Genomic DNA, 19,731 nt, shown 5'->3' with positions numbered 1-19,731 from the left:
CTCGGTATAGAGGCGATGCAAAAAGGTGATTACGAGAAAGCGGCAGAGGCATTTACAAAAGCGATTGAAGAAAATAAAGAAGACGCCATTCCATATATCAATTTTGCCAACCTGCTTTCATCTATAAACGAGCTGGAACGGGCTTTAGCGTTTTATGATAAAGCGCTTGAATTAGACAGCAGCGCCGCCACTGCTTATTATGGAGCAGGAAATGTCTATGTCGTAAAAGAAATGTACAAAGAAGCGAAAGACATGTTTGAAAAAGCGCTTCGTGCCGGGATGGAAAACGGCGACCTGTTTTATATGCTCGGAACGGTTCTGGTCAAGCTCGAACAGCCTAAGCTTGCACTGCCATATTTACAAAGAGCGGTCGAACTGAATGAGAACGATACAGAAGCACGCTTTCAATTTGGGATGTGCTTAGCGAACGAGGGCATGCTGGACGAAGCACTCAGCCAATTTGCAGCTGTAACAGAACAAGACCCAGGCCACGCTGATGCATTTTATAATGCCGGTGTCGCTTATGCTTATAAAGAAAACCGAGAAAAAGCGCTGGAAATGCTGAACAAGGCGATCGACATTCAGCCGGATCATATGCTGGCGCTTCATGCTAAAAAACTGATCGACCCATCATAACAGGCACAGGAGGAGGGACAGCTCGTGCAGCAGCATCCGGATCAGCTTAAACTGGAGGAAGAGCCCTATTTAAAAGGGACAGTCAACACAGTCATCTATCATAATGACACCAATTTATATACGGTTCTGAAAGTGAAAGTCACAGAGACCTCCGAAGCCATTGAAGATAAAGCCGTATCCGTGACGGGCTACTTCCCTGCGCTTCAAGAAGAAGAGACCTACACGTTTTACGGAAAGATCGTAACCCACCCGAAATTCGGGCTCCAATTTCAAGCGGAGCATTTCAAAAAAGAGATACCGACGACTAAGGAAGGCATTATTCAATATTTATCGAGTGATTTATTCGAGGGAATCGGCAAAAAAACAGCTGAAGAAATTGTCAAAAAGCTGGGTGACAATGCCATTAATAAAATATTGGCTGACGCTTCAGTCCTTTATGATGTTCCGAGGCTCTCAAAAAAGAAAGCTGATACGTTAGCCGGCGCCTTGCAGCGGCATCAGGGACTGGAACAAATCATGATTTCCCTGAATCAGTTTGGCTTTGGCCCGCAGCTGTCTATGAAAATTTATCAAGCCTATGAATCCGAAACCCTTGAAAAGATCCAGGAAAACCCTTATCAGCTTGTAAAGGATGTAGAAGGCATCGGGTTTGGGAAAGCGGATGAGCTGGGCAGCAGAATGGGTCTTTCGGGTAACCATCCTGAGCGGGTAAAAGCCGCCATTTTGTACACGCTTGAAACGACTTGTCTGTCAGAGGGGCACACGTACATAGAAACGGAACAGCTGATTATTGACACCCAATCACTGTTGAACCAGTCAGCAAGGGAAGGGCAGCGCATCACAGAAATGGATGCCGCTAACGCAATTATTGCTCTTGGAGAAAATAAAGACATTGTCATAGAGGATGGACGCTGTTATTTTCCATCGCTGTTTTACGCAGAACAAAACGTGGCAAAGCGGGTGAAACATATCGCTAGCCAAACCGAATACGACGACCAGTTTCCTGAATCAGAATTTCTGCTCGCTTTAGGGGAGCTGGAAGAACGGATGAACGTTCAATATGCCCCCAGCCAGAAGGAAGCGATTCAAAAAGCTCTTTCCTCACCGATGCTCCTTTTAACTGGGGGGCCGGGAACGGGGAAAACGACGGTAATCAGAGGAATTGTTGAACTGTACGGAGAGCTTCATGGTGTGTCACTCGACCCGTCAGCTTATAAAAAGGATGAAGCTTTTCCAGTTGTATTGGCAGCACCGACAGGAAGAGCGGCGAAACGAATGAGTGAATCAACGGGGCTTCCGGCAGTTACGATTCACAGGCTCCTTGGCTGGAACGGCGCTGAAGGGTTTACCCATACAGAGGATCAGCCGATCGAAGGGAAGCTGTTAATAATCGATGAAGCCAGTATGCTTGATATATGGCTTGCGAACCATTTGTTCAAAGCGATTCCTGATCATATTCAAATTATCATCGTCGGTGACGAAGATCAGCTGCCTTCTGTCGGTCCGGGCCAAGTGCTGAGAGACCTTTTGGCATCCCAGGTGATTCCGACTGTGAGACTGACAGATATCTACCGCCAGGCAGAGGGGTCATCAATCGTCGAGCTTGCTCACCAAATGAAAAATGGCTTGCTGCCGAACAATTTGACTGCACCGACGAAGGACCGTTCCTTTATTCGCTGCGGAGGCTCACAAATTAAAGAGGTGGTTGAGAAGGTTGTCGCCAATGCATTGAAAAAAGGCTATACGGCAAAGGACATTCAGGTCCTCGCCCCGATGTACAGAGGAAAAGCCGGGATCAATGAACTGAATGTGATGCTTCAGGACATTTTGAATCCTCCTAAAGAAAAGCGGAGAGAAATCAAGTTCGGGGATGTTGTCTACAGAACCGGAGACAAAATTTTGCAGCTCGTCAATCAGCCGGAAAACAATGTGTTCAACGGAGATATTGGCGAAATCACGTCAATATTTTATGCGAAGGAAAACACAGAAAAAGAAGACATGGCCGTCGTTTCTTTTGACGGCAACGAAATGACGTTTACGAAAAAAGATTTTAACCAGTTTACCCATGCGTATTGCTGCTCTATTCATAAATCGCAGGGAAGTGAATTTCCGATTGTGGTTTTGCCCGTTGTGAAAGGCTACTATAGAATGCTCAGAAGAAACCTTCTTTATACCGCGATTACGAGAGCAAAGAAATTTCTCATTTTATGCGGAGAAGAGGAGGCGCTGGAGTGGGGCGTAAAGAATAATGATGCAACTGTCAGACAGACTTCTTTGAAAAACAGGCTGTCAATGCAGGTTGAGGAAATGGATGCAGAGCTTGAAGCTTTGCAAAAAGAGCTCCCATTCAGCGTACTCGATGCCAATATTGGCATGGAAGGCATAACACCATTCGATTTTATGAAGGAAGAACAAAGGCTCCCGTGACAGCGGGGGTCTTTTATTTGCGGTGGAAGTGATTTCATCGTATGAGTCAAGGGCGCAAAGCAAAACCTAAGCCTGTTCAACAAAAGGTGGTTGATCACACTTTGAGAACATGCCATGAGGTAGAAGGATTCCCAGTATACTCAGAACGAACTTCTTGTTATCTCGGGACAATTTCTGATATTTGTTTTTCTCTGCAGGGAGATTGTCTTGGGTTTATTCTTGCACAAAAACGGTTTTTGCATCATCATCATGCGCTATTGCGGGCGTGTGATATCTCTTCCATTCTTGATGACCGCATAATGGCCTCGGTCAGTTCAGAACAGCTTCTGCCTCTTCCGAAATTATGCTTCACATACGAACAGATGAAAATGAAGCTTGTGAAATCGCAAGAGGGAGATATATTGGGGATGCTGGAAGATGTATACTTTTGTTTGGACAGGGGCATAATCGTAGCATATGAACTCTCGGACGGTTTCTTTTCTGACCTGGCGGGAAGCAAGCGCCAGATCCAAAGAGCGGATTCGCTTGTCGAGGTGCGGAAAGACGAGATCGTTCTGAACGGATAGAGGTGTGAAATATGCTTATATGCCCGAACTGCAAAAGTAAGGATATCGGGAAAATCGGCGTGAACCAATATTATTGCTGGGGCTGTTTTATTGAGCTGACAGTGGCGAAAGGGAAGATTGCAACTCATCAAGTGGAAGAAGACGGAACGTTAAGCAGCTTGGATGATTTGTTTTCTGAGGATGAACGCAGCATCAATTTTTAACCATGAAAGGAGATGCGCAGGATGAATCGGACGATGACTTCTCTTTTGGCATTGGGAGCTGGGGCTCTCGTGTACAGAATGGCGACTCAATCCGACATGCTGAATAATCGAAGCATGAAGCGAATGAGAAAAAGAATAACAAAAATGTTTTAATGCGAAAAAAGGATACTCTCCAGAGAGTATCCTTTTCTATGTTTGCCGTGCCTCCAGGCGCCTTGCTGCGAGTGAAAGGCTGTAATTGACTGCAAAATACATGAGTGCCGCAAATAAAAAGATCGGAAAAAAATAACTGCCGTCTGCGCTTTGGCCGTTTATAATCTGCGCGTTGTGAATCAGTTCGGGCAGGGCGATCACAACAGCGAGCGATGTATCTTTTAATAAAGAAATGAATTGGCTTACGATGGGGGGAACCATGCGGCGAAGCGCTTGCGGCATGATGATTAGGAACAGGGCTTGTGTATAGCTCAGCCCGGAGGAGCGCGCCGCTTCAATTTGTCCTTTGTCAATTGATTTCAGCCCGCTCCGGATAATTTCAGATAGCATGGCGGACTCGAAAATCGTTAATGCTGTAATTGCTGCAGCCGTAATTTCAAGCTTAATCCCGATTTCCGGAAGGGCAAAAAACGTAAAGAAAATAATTAATAGCAAGGGGAGGTTTCTGATCGTTTCAACGAGAACCGCAATCAATTGAGAAAGAACGGGAACTTTCGCATAACGCAGGGTGCCTGCGATTAAACCGAAGAAAAAGCTCAGAATGATGGAGATGAAAGCAACGTACAGAGTGACGAGAAAGCCATCCCATAAAAACATTAAATGCTCTTGCGAATAAGCTCCGATGAAATCCAAAATAACTCACTCCTTATCAATAGCTTCTTTCCAGCCGTTTTTCCAAATAGTTAACACCGATGCTAAGCGGTATGGTCAGCACTAAGTAAAAAAGCGCCACATAAATATAAACATCAAATACAACGAGTGTACTCGACGAGACCAAATCGGCCTGATACATAAGGTCCAACCCGGCCACAACCCCAAGAATCGAAGAGTTTTTGACTAAGTTTAAAAATTGATTGCCCAAGGGCGGAATGACGATTTTGATTGCCTGCGGCAAAATGATGTGGAGCATGGCCTGGCTGTAGGTAAAGCCTGACGATCGCGCCGCTTCCATCTGTCCTTTTGAGACAGACTGGATGCCCGCTCTGATGGCTTCAGCTATAAACGCTGAGGTATAAATGGTGAGGGCAACCGTTCCCGCTTGAAAACCGTCAAGCCTCAGCCCTGCGTTTGGAAGGCCGAAATAGAATACAAAGGTAATTAAAAGAAGGGGGATGTTGCGGATAAATTCCACATATGCGGTCCCGAGCCATTGCAGCGGCTTAAAGACTGTAATTCTCATAACCGCCACCACAACGCCGAGAACAAAACTGCCGGCCAGCGCGATGACACTAGCGAGCAGGGTATGGTAAAAACCGTCCATATACATATCGAAGTTATCGAAAAGAATTGACACATTCATCGCCTATTCACTCCTTATCAAATCGGGATGAGCATCACCTGCTCATCCCGGGATGGTCGTTATTCAGCTGGGTCTTCTTTAATCCATTTTTTATAAATATCATCATATCTGCCATCCGACTTCATTTTTTTGAGTGAAGCGTTAATTTCTTTCGTGAGAGCAGATTGGCCTTTTTTTACAGCGATCCCGTAAGGCTCATCTGTAAAAGTCTCTCCTGTTAATTGATAATTTTTATTTTCATCAGCCATCCCGTATAAAATCGCATTATCCGTCGTGAGGGCATCGCCTTGCCCTGATTTGAGCGCCGTAAAGGCTTCTGCGTAGTTTTCAAATTCTAAAACAGATGCATCAGGCGCCTTTTCACGGATGTTTTGAGAGGAGGTTGAGCCTTTTACTGCAAGAACTTTTGCGCCTTTGCCAAGATCCTTAACACTCTTGATGTTGCTGCCTTTTTTTACGAGAAGCGATTGCCCAGCCTCGAAATACACATCAGAAAAGTCAACTTCCTTTTTTCTTTCTTCAGTGATCGTCATTGTGGCGACAATAGCATCGATATCCCCGTTTTGCAGCATAGGAATCCTAGTTTTTGAGGTGACCTCTTTAAATTCAGCTTTTTTTTCGTCACCTAAAATGTCTTTAGCGATTTGTTTGGCAATATCAATATCAAAACCCTCAATCTCACCTGTGCTCGGATTTTTAAGGCCGAACAGTCTGGTGTCCGTTTTGACGCCGAATACTATTTTGTCATTGTCTTTAATGGCGGCTAGCGTATCTTTTTTGCTCTCCTTTGAGACTTCTCCATTTGACCCTTTGCTGCCGCAAGCGGCAAGCAAGATGACAGTCAATAAAGAAATGAATGCTAAAGATAAAATCTTTTTCATACAAGCTCCCCCATTTCTGTTTTAATGATTTAATATACGGCTTAAGAATAAGCGGGCCCGTTCTTCCTTCGGATTCGCGTAAAACTCAGCCGGCACTGCTTCTTCTAAAATTTTTCCTCCGTCAATGAAGACAATTCGGTCGGCGACTTCTTTGGCAAACCCCATTTCGTGCGTCACAACAACCATTGTCATGCCTTCTTTGGCTAGTTTCTTCATGACATCAAGCACCTCGCCGATCATTTCGGGATCAAGTGCTGATGTCGGCTCGTCAAACAGCATGACCTCCGGCTTCATCGCAAGCCCTCTTGCGATGGCTACACGCTGCTGCTGCCCGCCTGAAAGCTGGGAAGGGTAAGCGTCAGCCTTGTCTGGGATGCCGACTTTTTCTAGATAGTAATGCGCTGTTTCCTTTGCTTGTTCAGGTGATTGTCTGAGTACTTTTACCGGAGCCAGCATGATATTCTGCAGCACTGTTTTATGCGGATATAAATGAAAGTGCTGAAACACCATCCCGATATTCCGCCGCACTTTATTGATGTCAGTTTTTCTGTCGTTAATGACAGTGCCGTTGACTGTGAGCGTGCCCTCATTGATCGTTTCAAGCCTGTTGATGCATCTGAGCAATGTGCTTTTACCGGAACCGGATGGGCCGATGATAACAACGACTTCGCCTTTTTCGATTTGAAGATTAATTTGTTTTAATACATGAAAATCTCCGTAATGCTTGTTTACATTTTGAAATGTGATCATCGCAATCCTCCTATCAGAACTTCGAACAAGGTGTGTGAAATGGAAATAAAACAAATTTAAAACTTAAATGGTCAAACTTTTCTGAAATCTTAACATGAAAAAATGTCCATGACTTCTGGCCGACTAAAGAAACAGAAAGAATAATTCCTTGTAAACCTCAAAAGATATAGAAGAGGTGAAAGCAGATGCTTCAAAAACCGGTGCAGCTTTTATTATGGGTGGCCATTTGTTTGCTGGTTCTGTTAACAGTCTATGTCTTTTTTATGCTTGATATGTTATGGTCACCCTTTTGGCTCGTAATAAAAACGATCTTTATTCCCTTGATTATTTCCATTTTTATTTCTTATTTATTACTTCCGGTCACAGAATGGCTGCATGGCAAAGGGTTACCGAGGACTTTGAGCATCTTGGTGATTTATGTTCTTTTTTTTGGCGGACTTGGATGGGCGCTGTATAAAGGCGTGCCTGTTTTAATCGTGCAGCTGACGGATTTATCAGAAAATATACCTATGTTTGCCGAAACGTATAACGGGCTCCTTCTTCATGTGCATAACCATACGGATGACTGGCCTGACGGCATGCATCATCGTATAGATAAAATGATCCGCCAGACGGAGGCGTTTTTTGCGGGAACAATCGAGGGCGCGATCAGCGGAATCCGCAGCGTGCTTGATTATTTCTTAATTGCGGCAACAATCCCTTTTCTGGTGTTTTACATGGTAAAGGATATTGAATTGATGAAAAAAACGGTCTGGTACTTGACTCCGAAGTCGTGGAGAAAGCGGGGCAGCGCCTTTTTGCGCGATGTGGATGACTCTCTTGGAGATTACGTCCGCGGGCAGCTTCTGGTCTGCTTGATTCTCGGTGTGATCGCAGGTATTACATTCTGGATATTTGGGCTCCCGTATCCGCTGATTTTAGGCCTTATTTCCGGGATCACGAATGTTATCCCGTATTTTGGTCCTTTCATTGGAGCTGTTCCTGCGCTGTTAATCGCAATGACGATCTCAGTGAAGGCGGTTCTCGTTGTGGTCATTACAGTGTTTATTCTGCAGTTTATGGAAGGAAATATCCTCAGCCCGTTCATTGTCGGCAGAAGCCTTAAAATGCACCCTGTCGTGATCATGCTTGCGCTCCTTGCCGGAGGAGAGCTTGCGGGAATCGTCGGAATGATTCTGGCTGTTCCAGCGACGGCTGTTTTAAAAGTGATGATGATCCATTTTTTGCAGATGAGGACGGAGCATTGACATTGGCGTGCCGCTTGTCTATAATTTCTCGTAGAATACATACGAATCTCGAGTGACGGATCTGAGTACGCCGAAGCCCTGTTAAAGAGAGAAGCTCCGTAAGCTGAAAGGAGCTTTATCAGAAGATCGGAGGAAGCTAATCCTGAGTGCAGTTAATCACTGCCGCACATCCTGCGTTACAGGGTAAAAGGTGACGGGCGAATGATAATGCCCGTAATCAGGGTGGTACCGCGAGACAGCTCTCGTCCCTGTGTAAACGTGTGGTTTGCATAGGGGGAGGGCTTTTTTGCTGTCACTGAAGAGAATTTCGATTTTTATAGAGGAGGAAATACAATGAAACACTTAACTTCTGCGGAAGTGCGTCAAATGTTTTTGGATTTCTTTAAAGAAAAAGGACATGCGGTAGAGCCGAGCGCGTCATTAGTGCCTCATGAGGATCCTTCACTGCTTTGGATCAACAGCGGTGTTGCGACGCTGAAAAAATATTTTGACGGCCGTGTCGTTCCGGAAAATCCAAGAATCGCAAACGCTCAAAAAGCGATCAGAACAAACGATATAGAAAATGTAGGTAAAACTGCGCGCCACCATACTTTTTTTGAAATGCTCGGGAACTTTTCCATCGGCGATTATTTTAAAGAAGAAGCCATTACATGGGCTTGGGAGTTTTTAACGAGTGACAAGTGGATCGGTTTCGACAAAGAGCTTCTCTCTGTTACGGTTCACCCTGAAGATGAAGAGGCGTATGAGTTTTGGGCGAAAAAAATCGGCATTCCAGAAGAAAGAATTATCCGTTTGGAAGGGAACTTCTGGGACATCGGCGAGGGGCCGAGCGGACCGAACACGGAGATCTTCTACGACCGCGGTGAGGCATATGGCAATGACCCAGAAGATCCGGAGCTTTACCCAGGCGGAGAAAACGACCGTTACTTAGAAGTATGGAACCTTGTGTTCTCTGAGTTCAATCATAACCCTGACGGCACGTACACGCCGCTTCCGAAGAAAAACATTGATACGGGCATGGGACTTGAAAGAATGGTATCTGTCATCCAGAATGTTCCGACAAACTTTGATACCGATTTGTTTGTTCCGATCATCAAAGCAACAGAAACGATTTCTGGTCAAACATACGGCAAAGACAATGTGAAAGACACTGCGTTTAAAGTAATTGCCGACCACATCAGAACGGTTGCCTTTGCTGTCAGTGACGGGGCGCTTCCGTCAAATGAAGGCCGCGGCTATGTATTAAGACGCTTATTGCGCCGGGCCGTGCGCTATGCCAAAACGATCGACATCCACCGTCCGTTTATGTACGATTTAGTGCCGGTTGTCGCTGAAATCATGGCTGATTTCTATCCAGAAGTGAAAGAGAAAGCGGATTTCATCGCGAAAGTCATTAAAACAGAGGAAGAGCGCTTCCACGAAACACTTAATGAAGGGCTTGCGATCCTGTCAGAAATGATCAAAAAAGAAAAAGACAAGGGCAGCAGCGTGATTTCAGGTGCCGATGTGTTTAAGCTGTACGACACGTATGGATTCCCGGTTGAGCTGACTGAAGAATACGCAGAAGACGAGAACATGACGGTTGACCATAAAGGCTTTGAAGAAGAAATGAACCAGCAGCGTGAACGGGCTAGAAACGCCCGCCAAGACGTCGGCAGCATGCAGGTGCAGGGCGGCGCATTGCGCGATGTGACCGATGAAAGCACATTTGTCGGCTACTCTCAAACAAAAGCTGATGCCAATATTATTGTGCTTCTTCAGGACGGCCAATTAATCGAAGAGGCTCATGAAGGAGAAAGCGTTCAAATCATTCTTGATGAAACGCCGTTCTATGCAGAAAGCGGCGGCCAAATTGGCGACAAAGGCTATCTTCGCAGCGAACAGGCAGTGGTGAGAGTTAAAGATGTACAAAAAGCGCCGAACGGCCAGCATGTGCACGAAGGTGTTGTGGAGAGCGGCACTGTTCAAAAAGGCCTGCATGTTACGGCTGAAGTTGAAGACCATATGAGAAGCGGCGTCATTAAAAACCATACGGCAACACATTTATTGCATCAGGCACTTAAAGATGTTCTTGGAACTCATGTCAATCAGGCAGGGTCTCTAGTAACGGAAAACCGTCTTCGTTTTGACTTCTCACATTTTGGCCAAGTGACAAAAGAAGAGCTCGAACAAATTGAGAAAATCGTAAACGAAAAGATCTGGGCGAGCATTCCGGTCAGCATTGATTTGAAACCGATCGCTGAAGCAAAAGAAATGGGCGCAATGGCTCTGTTCGGCGAAAAATACGGCGATATTGTCCGGGTCGTTCAAGTCGGAGATTACAGTTTAGAGCTGTGCGGGGGCTGCCATGTCAGAAACACAGCAGAAATCGGCCTGTTTAAAATCGTTTCTGAATCTGGAATCGGAGCAGGCACAAGACGGATTGAAGCTGTCACAGGACAAGGCGCTTACATCGAAATGAACAGCCAGATCTCAGTACTGAAGCAGGCAGCTGACGAGCTGAAAACAAATATTAAAGAAGTGCCGAAACGAGTTGCGGCTCTTCAGTCTGAACTGAAGGAAGCGCAAAGAGAAAATGAATCTCTTCTTGCGAAACTCGGCAACGTTGAAGCAGGAGCGATCCTGTCAAAAGTAAAAGAAGTTGACGGCGTGAGTGTCCTTGCGGAAAAGGTAAATGCGAAAGACATGAACCATCTCCGCACAATGGTTGATGAACTGAAAGCAAAGCTTGGCTCTGCGGTGATCGTGCTTGGTGCGGTACAAAACGATAAAGTCAATATCTCTGCCGGAGTCACAAAGGATCTCATTGAGAAAGGCCTGCATGCCGGCAAGCTGGTCAAACAAGCTGCGGAAGTTTGCGGCGGAGGCGGCGGAGGCCGTCCGGATATGGCGCAGGCAGGCGGCAAACAGCCGGAAAAATTAGAAGAAGCTTTGGCTTCTGTAGAAGATTGGGTGAAATCCGTTTTATAATTTGCCCATGTAGTGTAGAATGATGGTAAGATAAGGACCCCAGGCTGAACTTTGCCTGCGAATTTGGGAAAGAGGTGCAAAACGGTGAGCTCGTTTGATAAAACGATGAAATTTAATTTCTCCGATGATTCTGCTGAGACTAACGTAAATGAGGTGCTGATTACAGTGTATGACGCGCTTCAGGAAAAGGGCTACAATCCAATCAATCAGATTGTCGGATACTTGCTGTCAGGTGATCCCGCTTATATTCCTAGGCATCGTGACGCTCGCAATTTAATTCGCAAACTTGAAAGAGACGAATTAATCGAGGAATTGGTGAAGTCTTATTTAGAACAGCATAAAGAGGCGTAAATATAGAATGAGAATATTAGGGCTCGATTTAGGAACCAAAACACTCGGTGTTGCTCTGAGCGATGAAATGGGCTGGACTGCTCAAGGCATTGAGACCATAAAGATAAATGAAGCAGAAGGCGATTATGGTTTATCCCGTTTATCTGAACTGATAAAGGACTATACTATAGATAAAATCGTGCTCGGCTTTCCTAAGAACATGAACGGAACAGTCGGCCCGAGAGGCGAAGCCAGCCAAACATTTGCTAAAGTGCTTGAAACAACGTACAATGTTCCTGTTGTGCTGTGGGACGAGCGTCTTACCACAATGGCGGCTGAAAAAATGCTGATTGCAGCTGACGTCAGCAGGCAAAAACGAAAAAAAGTCATTGATAAAATGGCGGCTGTTATGATTTTACAAGGATATCTTGACAGCTTAAATTAAAGCCAGAGGTGAAGAAAATGGAACACGGCGAAAAAAATATTACAATTGTTGACGATCAAGGAAATGAACAGCTTTGTGAAGTGCTGTTTACATTTGAAAACGAAGAGTTTGGCAAGTCTTATGTCTTGTACTACCCGATCGAATCAAAAGATGACGAAGAAGTAGAAATTCTTGCTTCCAGCTTCACGCCAAACGAAGACGGTGAAAACGGTGAGCTATTCCCTATTGAAACTGACGAAGAATGGGATATGATCGAAGAAACACTAAACACGTTCTTAGCGGATGAAGACGAAGAATAAAAACACCGCGCCAAAGCCGGAGCTATAATGCTCCGGCTTTTTTTCTGCTGTGTAAAGGCCTCTATGACCCTTTTTTTGTAATAAATTGCCGAAATACAATGAATCATGTAGTATAAGAGCTGATGGGAGGAGACCTAATGTATATCAATCAGCAAAAAAAATCATTTTTCAATAAAAAAAGAATCATACTGTCTTCCATTCTTGTGCTGCTTCTCATCATTGGCGGAGCATTTTTATATGGAAAATCATTACTTGAACCAGTTGAGGAAAACAGTAAAACGACAGTTAACATTAACATTCCGAGCGGATCGTCTGTTTCGGCCATCGCCTCGATATTGAAGAAAAACGATGTCATAAAAAGCGAGAAGGCATTTCAGTATTATGTGAAATATAAAGGTGCTACCGGGTTTCAGGCGGGATTCTATCACCTGAATAAAGGAATGGACTTGGATGCCATTATTCATAAGCTGACAAGCGGGGCTACAGGCTACGCCTTTCAAATTACGGTGACCGAGGGAGCGCAATTGACACAAATCGCGGCTGCTATTGCTGATGAAACGAAATACTCTAAAAAGCAAGTCATAGCGAAACTGGACGATGAAACATTTATCGATCAGCTGAAGAAAGAGTTCCCGGACACTATTACAAATGATGTTTTCAATAAAAACATTAAGCATCCGCTGGAAGGGTACCTGTTCCCGGCCACATACCCTTTTAATGATCCGGACGCGTCACTTGAAGACATTATTACTGCAATGATCAAACAGACAAATTCTCATGTGGAAACTTACAAAGCAGAAATGAAGAAAAATAAACTTTCTGTGCATAAGCTGCTGACAATGGCTTCTTTGATTGAAGAAGAAGCGACTGAAAAAGTCGACCGCCATAAAATCGCGAGCGTCTTTTATAACCGCCTGAAGAAGAAAATGCCGCTTCAAACAGATCCGACCGTGCTGTACGCGGCAGGCAAACATAAAGATCGGGTTCTTTATAAGGACCTGGAAATTGATTCACCGTACAATACGTATAAAAACACGGGTCTGACGCCAGGGCCGATTGCCAATGCCGGCATGTCGTCATGGGAAGCAGCGCTGCATCCGGATAAAACGGACTATCTGTACTTCTTGGCCAAATCAAATGGTGAGGTCGTATTTACAAAAACGTTAAAAGAGCATAATAAAGCAAAAGAAAAATACATTTCCTCAAAAAGCGAGAAATAAAAGGAGAGCAAAAAGCTCTCCTTTTATTCGCTTTCCGCAAGGTTTTATGATAAAATATATCGGGTTGTTTACCGATGTATCATGATGTATTCAGAGAGTGTCCCTATGCAAAAGACTGGGGCACTCCTTTTTAGAACGGGAGGCTGTTTGTTGTGACTGACCGGTATGAACAAATAAATGACTATATAGAAGCATTATTGAAGCCTCGGCCGGAAAACGTGAAGAAGCTTGAAGCATATGCCGAAGAACATCATGTCCCAATCATGGAAAAAGCGGGCATGGAGGTGCTGCTTCAAATTTTGTCTGTGAAGCAGCCGAAAAAAATACTAGAAATCGGAACGGCCATTGGTTATTCCGCCATTCGAATGGCGCTGGAGCTGCCGTCTGCTGAAATATATACAATTGAACGCAATGAGAAACGGCATGAGGAAGCGGTAAACAATATCAAGGAGTTTCAGCTTGATGACCGGATTCATGTTTTTTACGGAGACGCGCTTGAATTAGCCGACGCCGTTCATGTAACCGCGCCTTATGATGTCATTTTTATTGACGCTGCAAAAGGTCAGTATCAAAACTTTTTTCATTTATATGAACCGATGCTTTCACCGGACGGGGTGATTTTAACAGACAATGTGCTGTTTAAAGGTCTGGTGGCAGAGGATTACAGCAAAATAGAACCGAAAAGAAGGCGCAGACTGGTAACGAAAATTGATGAATATAATCATTGGCTGATGAATCATCCGGATTATCAAACTGCGATTATTCCTGTCGGGGACGGACTTGCGATTAGTAAAAAGAAGAGGTGAACGTCATGAAAAAACCAGAGCTCTTAGTGACGCCGACGAGCACAGCGGACATTTTGCCGCTGATACAGGCGGGGGCAACTGCGTTTTTAGTTGGGGAACAGAGATACGGCTTGAGATTAGCCGGAGAATTTTCTCGTGAAGATGTAACAAAAGCTGTAGAGATCGCTCACAAAGAAGGGGCGAAAGTATACGCTGCCGTTAATGCAATTTTCCATAACGATAAAGTGGGTGAACTTGGCGAATATCTGGCTTTTTTAGCGGAAACCGGTGTCGATGCAGCGGTATTCGGCGATCCTGCCGTGCTTATGGCTGCCCGTGAATCTGCGCCTGACCTGAAGCTTCATTGGAGCACAGAAACGACAGGCACCAACTACTATACATGCAACTACTGGGGACGCAAAGGCGCTGCGCGTTCTGTGCTTGCCAGAGAGTTAAACATGGACAGCATTGTGGAGATTAAAGAAAACGCTGAAGTCGAAATTGAAATCCAGGTGCATGGAATGACGTGCATGTTCCAGTCGAAGCGTTCTTTGATTGGAAACTATTTTGAATACCAAGGCAAAGTGATGGATATTGAAAGAAAGAAAAAAGAATCAGGCATGTTCTTGCACGATAAAGAGCGTGATAATAAATATCCGATTTTCGAAGATGAAAACGGCACGCACATTATGAGCCCGAACGACGTGTGCATCATTGATGAGCTAGAAGAATTAATAGATGCAGGCATTGATTCCTTCAAAATCGACGGTGTCCTGAAATCGTCTGAATACTTAATAGAAGTCACCAAAATGTACAGAGAAGCAATAGATCTGTGTGCGGAAAACCGTGACGAATATGAAGCGAAAAAAGAAGACTGGATTGAACGCATTGAAAGCATCCAGCCAGTAAACAGAAAAATCGATACCGGCTTCTTCTTCAAAGAAACGGTTTATTAATTATAAGGAGGTTAAGCTATGACTGCCGTAAATGATAAAATATCCACAATCGTCAATGGAAAGCGTGTGATTACGAAAAAGCCGGAGCTTCTTGCACCTGCGGGTAATCTTGAAAAGCTGAAAATTGCTGTTCATTACGGAGCGGACGCAGTCTTTATCGGAGGACAGGAATACGGGCTGCGCTCGAATGCCGATAACTTTACGATCGAAGAAATTGCAGAAGGCGTTGAATTCGCAAAGAAATATGGCGCGAAGATCTACGTAACAACCAATATTTTCGCTCATAATGAAAACATGGACGGGCTTGAAGACTATTTAAAAGCGCTAGGAGACGCCAACGTTGCGGGCATCATTGTGGCGGATCCGCTTATTATCGAAACATGCCGCAGAGTGGCGCCGAATGTTGAGGTTCACTTGAGCACGCAGCAGTCTCTTTCAAACTGGAAGGCTGTCCAGTTCTGGAAGGAAGAAGGCCTTGACCGCGTCGTGCTGGCACGTGAAACAAGTGCGCTTGAAATCAGAGAAATGAAAGAAAAGGTAGATATCGAAATCGAATCCTTTATTCACGGCGCGATGTGTATCGCATATTCCGGCCGCTGTGTCCTGAGCAATCACATGACGGCGAGGGATTCCAACCGAGGAGGCTGCTGCCAGTCATGCCGCTGGGATTATGACCTCTATCAAACAGACGGTGCCAATGCCGTTGCTCTTTATGGTGAAGAAGATGCGCCATTTGCAATGAGCCCGAAAGACTTGAAGCTGATTGAATCCATTCCGAAAATGATCGAAATGGGCATCGACAGCTTAAAGATTGAAGGACGCATGAAATCCATTCACTATGTAGCAACAGTTGTCAGTGTATACCGCAAAGTAATTGACGCTTATTGCGCTGATCCGGATAACTTTGTGATTCAAAAAGAATGGCTTGAAGAGCTTGATAAGTGCGCCAACCGGGACACTGCGACAGCTTTCTTTGAAGGAATCCCAGGCTATGAAGAGCAAATGTTCGGCGAGCACGCGAAAAAAACGACATTTGATTTTGTCGGCTTAGTGCTGAATTATGATGAAGACACACAAATGGTCACGCTTCAGCAGCGCAATTTCTTCAAAAAAGGCGACGAAGTCGAATTTTTCGGTCCGGAAATCGAAAACTTTACACATACGATTGAAACCATTTGGGACGAAGACGGAAATGAGCTAGATGCTGCCCGCCATCCCCTGCAAATTGTCAAATTCAAACTAGACAAAAAGATTTATCCGAGCAACATGATGAGAAAGGGGAAGTAACAACCCATGGGTAAGAATCCAGTAGTCATTGGAATCGCAGGAGGTTCCGGTTCAGGAAAAACGAGTGTCACACGGTCAATTTATGAACAATTTAAAGGACACTCAATTTTAATGATCCAGCAGGACCTTTATTATAAAGACCAAAGCCATCTTCCATTTGAAGAAAGGCTGAACACAAACTATGATCATCCGCTTGCGTTTGATAATGACTATTTAATCGAGCATATTCAGGATCTATTGAATTACCGCCCGATTGAAAAGCCGATTTACGATTATAAGCTTCACACAAGATCAGAAGAAACAGTTCACGTAGAGCCAAAGGATGTGATTATCCTTGAAGGCATTCTTGTTCTTGAAGACAAAAGGCTTCGTGATCTGATGGATATCAAGCTTTATGTTGATACAGACGCTGACTTGCGTATCATCAGACGGATTATGAGAGATATTAATGAGCGCGGACGCTCTATTGATTCTGTCATTGAACAATATGTGTCAGTTGTCCGTCCGATGCATAACCAATTTGTCGAGCCTACGAAACGGTACGCTGATATTATTATCCCGGAAGGCGGACAGAATCACGTCGCAATTGATCTGATGGTCACAAAAATTCAAACCATTCTTGAACAAAACGCGATTTTGTAATACCATAGCATAGACATAAATAACTCTGACCATATTATGTATAGGCAGGAAGGGAATGTGCGAATTCCCTTCTTTCCCTGTTTATAAACGCGAAATATTTGCAGAACGACAAGATTCAGTTTAAGATAAACAGTACCTATATGGGAGAGAAGAACGAGGACTGCCCTGTGTTCTCATTCTTGTATTTTAGTTTATGCTCTCATACATAATCGAAGATGTTGAGGGACAACCAGAAGGAGTGAAGGGACATGGCACAAGAGAAAGTTTTTCCTATGACTGCAGAAGGAAAACAAAAACTTGAACAAGAATTAGAATATTTGAAAACGGTTAAACGAAAAGAAGTAGTAGAACGCATCAAAATAGCGAGAAGTTTCGGAGACCTTTCCGAGAACTCTGAATACGATTCAGCGAAAGAAGAGCAGGCATTCGTAGAGGGCCGTGTGACGACCCTTGAAAATATGATCCGCAATGCGAAAATCATTGAAGATGACGGCGGCTCTAACGTTGTCGGTTTGGGTAAAACCGTCACTTTCGTCGAGCTTCCTGACGGTGATGAAGAGTCATATACGATCGTTGGAAGTGCCGAAGCTGATCCGTTTGAAGGAAAAATCTCAAACGATTCGCCAATTGCAAAAAGCCTCTTGGGCAAAAAAGTAGATGAAGAAGTCACAGTTCAAACACCGGGCGGAGAAATGCTCGTGAAAATTGTGAAAATTTCATAAGATCCGTTTAGCAAAGAAACACCTCGTCCACAATGTGGGTGAGGTGTTTTTTTTATGAAGATATCGAAACGAATGAAGCTGGCAGTCATCGCCTTTTTAATCGTATTTTTTCTGCTTCTGCTGAGGCTGGCGGAAATCCAGCTGTTTTTCACAGAGTCATTTTCTAAAAAGAAAATCAATTTAATCCAAGAAAGTGTGCAGCAGCGGACGGAGGAAGTGCTTATTTCTGACGGAAGAGGGTCCTTTTTAGATCGAAACGGAAATGCGCTGACCGGACAAAGCGAGCCTGCAGTTGTTTTGTTCCCTTTTCTGCTGACACAGGATTGGCCGATCAAAAAAGTTGCAGACATTCTCGGCATGCCTGAAGATGAATTGCATCAGACACTTGCAAAGGCCAAAAAACCGGTTATTTTGCGTCAGCAAAAAATCAAAACACTTTCGAAACAATCCATCACAAAAATCAATTCTTTGAAATATCCTGGCATTTACGGCGTATATATGGAAAATGAAGACAAGCCCAGCCTTGCTTCACATACGATCGGGAGCACGAATCAAGATCCGGCGCTTCTCCGCAGGAAATATCCTGATCAGGAGAACCTTCCGATTACAACGAAGATCGGAACAACCGGTTTAGAACGGACCTTTGATGAATTTTTGCTTCCGGAACAAGATACAAAGCTTTTATATCATGTGGACGGTAAAGGAAACCCTTTGTTTGGCATGGACGTCAAATATACAGCTGAAGCCAATACATTTTATCCGCTCCAGGTCAAAACAACGATTGATCAAAGCATTCAAAAAGCGATGGAGGAGGTATTGGATGAACAGGGGCTGAAAAAAGGAGGAGCTGTGCTGCTGGACATCGAAAATAGCAGTATTCTGGGAATTGTAAGCAAACCGAATGCCGATGTATCTCGGCAAAACACGCTTCAAAATTACATGCTGACACCAATCTATCCCGGTTCTGTTTTTAAAACCGTCATTGCCGCAGCTGCAATCGAAAATGATGCGGTAAAGCCAAGTCAAACCTTCAATTGCAATTTAAACCTGTACGGGGAACCGGGCGATGACAAAGGAACCTTGTCTTTTGATGAAAGTTTTGCCCAAAGCTGCAATTACACATTTACGAGTCTTGCAGAACAATTAATGAAAAAAGACAGCTCGGTGATTGAAGAGATGTCCGAAAAGCTGGCACTTACAGATCGGGCGGGCTGGGAAGGAAAACTGTATCACGAAACAGATTTCCGCCAGTTGTATAACGAAAAAAGCGGCGTGATTTGGGGGGATGAAAAAGACAAATCAGTCAAAAAAGCCATTGCACAAACAGCGATCGGGCAGAAAAATGTAAAGGTAACGCCGCTTGAGGTAGCCAATATGATGGCGACAATCGCCCGCGGCGGAGAAAAGCGGCAGGTGAAAATCGCTGAACAAATTGAATATAAAAACGGCACAACGCTCGTTACGTTTAAAGATCAGAAGCTCAAAGGAGAAACGATAGACAAATATACGGCGCAGCAGCTGCAAAAAATGCTCCGGCGGGTGGTGGAATCTCCTTCCGGAACGGGCAGAAGGTTTCAGGATCTTCCGTATCCTGTAGCAGGGAAGTCAGGAACGGCCCAGACAGGCAAGCTTTCAAAAGAGAAGGAAACGCTGTATGAAAAATGGTTTGCCGGATATTTTCCCGCGGATAAGCCGAAATACGCCCTAGTCGTTTTACACATGGACACGCCGGGGGATAAGGCTCTGACAAATTCGGTGTTTTATGATATTGTTAAAAACGTACACGAAATTGAAATCAATCAGAAATAGAACAACTTCTCAGCACATGTTAAAATATATGCTGAGCCAAGAG

General features: G+C 44.4%; 21 protein-coding genes. 17 read left to right on the top strand and 4 right to left on the bottom strand.

Going from position 1 to position 19,731, the window contains the following annotated elements; all coding sequences use genetic code 11:
* Positions 1–15: 15 nt before the first annotated feature.
* The 5 genes from MOB98_RS00515 to MOB98_RS00495 are packed head-to-tail and all read left to right on the top strand — an operon-like array spanning position 16 to position 3,985.
* Positions 16–636 carry a tetratricopeptide repeat protein gene (locus MOB98_RS00515; RefSeq protein ID WP_268362091.1) on the top strand — a complete coding sequence of 207 codons (621 nt, stop codon included), beginning with the start codon at positions 16–18 and terminating at the stop codon, positions 634–636.
* A 24-nt stretch (positions 637–660) separates the two neighbouring features.
* A complete protein-coding gene (locus MOB98_RS00510) occupies positions 661–3,063 on the top strand; it encodes an ATP-dependent RecD-like DNA helicase (RefSeq protein ID WP_268362056.1) in 2,403 nt (800 codons plus the stop codon).
* 41 nt (positions 3,064–3,104) lie between these two features.
* Positions 3,105–3,629 carry a PRC-barrel domain-containing protein gene (locus tag MOB98_RS00505; RefSeq protein ID WP_268362058.1) on the top strand — a complete coding sequence of 175 codons (525 nt, stop codon included), beginning with the start codon at positions 3,105–3,107 and terminating at the stop codon, positions 3,627–3,629.
* Positions 3,630–3,640: 11 nt separating this feature from the next.
* Positions 3,641–3,832, top strand: coding sequence for a hypothetical protein (locus MOB98_RS00500; protein WP_003225893.1), 192 nt, complete (start codon positions 3,641–3,643; stop codon positions 3,830–3,832).
* A 21-nt stretch (positions 3,833–3,853) separates the two neighbouring features.
* On the top strand, positions 3,854–3,985 hold the full coding sequence (locus MOB98_RS00495) for a YrzQ family protein (protein WP_019715211.1): 132 nt from the start codon (positions 3,854–3,856) through the stop codon (positions 3,983–3,985).
* A 36-nt stretch (positions 3,986–4,021) separates the two neighbouring features.
* On the opposite strand, the gene MOB98_RS00490 is transcribed toward MOB98_RS00495, so the two are convergent.
* From MOB98_RS00490 to MOB98_RS00475, 4 genes are read right to left on the bottom strand one after another with little or no spacing between them, the layout of a single operon-like run.
* Positions 4,022–4,678: an amino acid ABC transporter permease gene (locus tag MOB98_RS00490; protein WP_268362061.1), complete on the bottom strand. Its 657-nt coding sequence runs from the start codon at positions 4,676–4,678 to the stop codon at positions 4,022–4,024.
* Positions 4,679–4,694: 16 nt separating this feature from the next.
* Entirely contained in the window at positions 4,695–5,345 is a 651-nt protein-coding gene (locus MOB98_RS00485; protein ID WP_268362063.1) for an amino acid ABC transporter permease, read from the bottom strand.
* A gap of 59 nt (positions 5,346–5,404) precedes the next feature.
* On the bottom strand, positions 5,405–6,226 hold the full coding sequence (gene glnH / locus MOB98_RS00480) for a glutamine ABC transporter substrate-binding protein GlnH (RefSeq protein WP_268362066.1): 822 nt from the start codon (positions 6,224–6,226) through the stop codon (positions 5,405–5,407).
* A gap of 21 nt (positions 6,227–6,247) precedes the next feature.
* Positions 6,248–6,976, bottom strand: coding sequence for an amino acid ABC transporter ATP-binding protein (locus MOB98_RS00475; protein WP_268362068.1), 729 nt, complete (start codon positions 6,974–6,976; stop codon positions 6,248–6,250).
* A gap of 185 nt (positions 6,977–7,161) precedes the next feature.
* Between MOB98_RS00475 and MOB98_RS00470 the strand changes: the two genes are divergently transcribed.
* From MOB98_RS00470 to MOB98_RS00415, 12 genes are all read left to right on the top strand, one after another.
* On the top strand, positions 7,162–8,223 hold the full coding sequence (locus MOB98_RS00470; protein ID WP_268362070.1) for an AI-2E family transporter: 1,062 nt from the start codon (positions 7,162–7,164) through the stop codon (positions 8,221–8,223).
* Positions 8,224–8,556: 333 nt separating this feature from the next.
* The gene (gene alaS, locus MOB98_RS00465) at positions 8,557–11,193 is read left to right on the top strand and encodes an alanine--tRNA ligase (RefSeq protein ID WP_268362072.1); all 2,637 of its coding nucleotides are present in this window, start codon (positions 8,557–8,559) and stop codon (positions 11,191–11,193) included.
* A gap of 84 nt (positions 11,194–11,277) precedes the next feature.
* Positions 11,278–11,544 carry an IreB family regulatory phosphoprotein gene (locus MOB98_RS00460; RefSeq protein WP_003225903.1) on the top strand — a complete coding sequence of 89 codons (267 nt, stop codon included), beginning with the start codon at positions 11,278–11,280 and terminating at the stop codon, positions 11,542–11,544.
* Positions 11,545–11,551: 7 nt separating this feature from the next.
* On the top strand, positions 11,552–11,968 hold the full coding sequence (ruvX, locus tag MOB98_RS00455; RefSeq protein ID WP_003229795.1) for a Holliday junction resolvase RuvX: 417 nt from the start codon (positions 11,552–11,554) through the stop codon (positions 11,966–11,968).
* 17 nt (positions 11,969–11,985) lie between these two features.
* On the top strand, positions 11,986–12,267 hold the full coding sequence (locus MOB98_RS00450) for a DUF1292 domain-containing protein (protein ID WP_003246199.1): 282 nt from the start codon (positions 11,986–11,988) through the stop codon (positions 12,265–12,267).
* Between the two features lie 137 nt (positions 12,268–12,404).
* Entirely contained in the window at positions 12,405–13,487 is a 1,083-nt protein-coding gene (gene mltG / locus MOB98_RS00445; protein ID WP_268362074.1) for an endolytic transglycosylase MltG, read from the top strand.
* 152 nt (positions 13,488–13,639) lie between these two features.
* Positions 13,640–14,293, top strand: coding sequence for an O-methyltransferase (locus MOB98_RS00440; RefSeq protein WP_014114600.1), 654 nt, complete (start codon positions 13,640–13,642; stop codon positions 14,291–14,293).
* A gap of 5 nt (positions 14,294–14,298) precedes the next feature.
* Entirely contained in the window at positions 14,299–15,228 is a 930-nt protein-coding gene (locus tag MOB98_RS00435) for a peptidase U32 family protein (RefSeq protein ID WP_268362075.1), read from the top strand.
* Positions 15,229–15,246: 18 nt separating this feature from the next.
* Positions 15,247–16,515 (top strand): peptidase U32 family protein, encoded by a 1,269-nt coding sequence (locus tag MOB98_RS00430; RefSeq protein ID WP_268362076.1) that lies wholly within the window; start codon positions 15,247–15,249, stop codon positions 16,513–16,515.
* 6 nt (positions 16,516–16,521) lie between these two features.
* Complete coding sequence (gene udk, locus MOB98_RS00425; protein WP_003225916.1) at positions 16,522–17,157, top strand: uridine kinase; 636 nt, start codon at positions 16,522–16,524, stop codon at positions 17,155–17,157.
* Positions 17,158–17,405: 248 nt separating this feature from the next.
* Positions 17,406–17,879 carry a transcription elongation factor GreA gene (gene greA / locus MOB98_RS00420; RefSeq protein ID WP_004399078.1) on the top strand — a complete coding sequence of 158 codons (474 nt, stop codon included), beginning with the start codon at positions 17,406–17,408 and terminating at the stop codon, positions 17,877–17,879.
* Between the two features lie 54 nt (positions 17,880–17,933).
* Positions 17,934–19,688: a peptidoglycan D,D-transpeptidase FtsI family protein gene (locus tag MOB98_RS00415; protein WP_268362078.1), complete on the top strand. Its 1,755-nt coding sequence runs from the start codon at positions 17,934–17,936 to the stop codon at positions 19,686–19,688.
* Positions 19,689–19,731: the final 43 nt, after the last annotated feature.

It is taken from the genome of Bacillus sp. N13C7, from assembly GCF_026790065.1.
Classification (GTDB): Bacteria; Bacillota; Bacilli; order Bacillales; family Bacillaceae; genus Bacillus.
The sequence above is the reverse complement of the archived record's forward strand: the minus strand, read 5'-3'. Positions and strand labels throughout refer to the sequence as shown.

What these genes read in the sequence shown, in the direction of transcription:
- mltG (WP_268362074.1), top strand. Translation starts at nt 12,405, where the DNA reads ATGTATATCAATCAGCAAAAAAAATCATTTTTCAATAAAAAAAGAATC.
- udk (WP_003225916.1), top strand. Translation starts at nt 16,522, where the DNA reads ATGGGTAAGAATCCAGTAGTCATTGGAATCGCAGGAGGTTCCGGTTCA.
- MOB98_RS00435 (WP_268362075.1), top strand. Translation starts at nt 14,299, where the DNA reads ATGAAAAAACCAGAGCTCTTAGTGACGCCGACGAGCACAGCGGACATT.
- greA (WP_004399078.1), top strand. Translation starts at nt 17,406, where the DNA reads ATGGCACAAGAGAAAGTTTTTCCTATGACTGCAGAAGGAAAACAAAAA.
- MOB98_RS00450 (WP_003246199.1), top strand. Translation starts at nt 11,986, where the DNA reads ATGGAACACGGCGAAAAAAATATTACAATTGTTGACGATCAAGGAAAT.
- MOB98_RS00505 (WP_268362058.1), top strand. Translation starts at nt 3,105, where the DNA reads ATGAGTCAAGGGCGCAAAGCAAAACCTAAGCCTGTTCAACAAAAGGTG.
- MOB98_RS00430 (WP_268362076.1), top strand. Translation starts at nt 15,247, where the DNA reads ATGACTGCCGTAAATGATAAAATATCCACAATCGTCAATGGAAAGCGT.
- glnH (WP_268362066.1), bottom strand. Translation starts at nt 6,226, where the DNA reads ATGAAAAAGATTTTATCTTTAGCATTCATTTCTTTATTGACTGTCATC.
- MOB98_RS00485 (WP_268362063.1), bottom strand. Translation starts at nt 5,345, where the DNA reads ATGAATGTGTCAATTCTTTTCGATAACTTCGATATGTATATGGACGGT.
- ruvX (WP_003229795.1), top strand. Translation starts at nt 11,552, where the DNA reads ATGAGAATATTAGGGCTCGATTTAGGAACCAAAACACTCGGTGTTGCT.
- MOB98_RS00475 (WP_268362068.1), bottom strand. Translation starts at nt 6,976, where the DNA reads ATGATCACATTTCAAAATGTAAACAAGCATTACGGAGATTTTCATGTA.
- MOB98_RS00470 (WP_268362070.1), top strand. Translation starts at nt 7,162, where the DNA reads ATGCTTCAAAAACCGGTGCAGCTTTTATTATGGGTGGCCATTTGTTTG.
- MOB98_RS00515 (WP_268362091.1), top strand. Translation starts at nt 16, where the DNA reads ATGCAAAAAGGTGATTACGAGAAAGCGGCAGAGGCATTTACAAAAGCG.
- MOB98_RS00500 (WP_003225893.1), top strand. Translation starts at nt 3,641, where the DNA reads ATGCTTATATGCCCGAACTGCAAAAGTAAGGATATCGGGAAAATCGGC.
- MOB98_RS00415 (WP_268362078.1), top strand. Translation starts at nt 17,934, where the DNA reads ATGAAGATATCGAAACGAATGAAGCTGGCAGTCATCGCCTTTTTAATC.
- MOB98_RS00495 (WP_019715211.1), top strand. Translation starts at nt 3,854, where the DNA reads ATGAATCGGACGATGACTTCTCTTTTGGCATTGGGAGCTGGGGCTCTC.
- alaS (WP_268362072.1), top strand. Translation starts at nt 8,557, where the DNA reads ATGAAACACTTAACTTCTGCGGAAGTGCGTCAAATGTTTTTGGATTTC.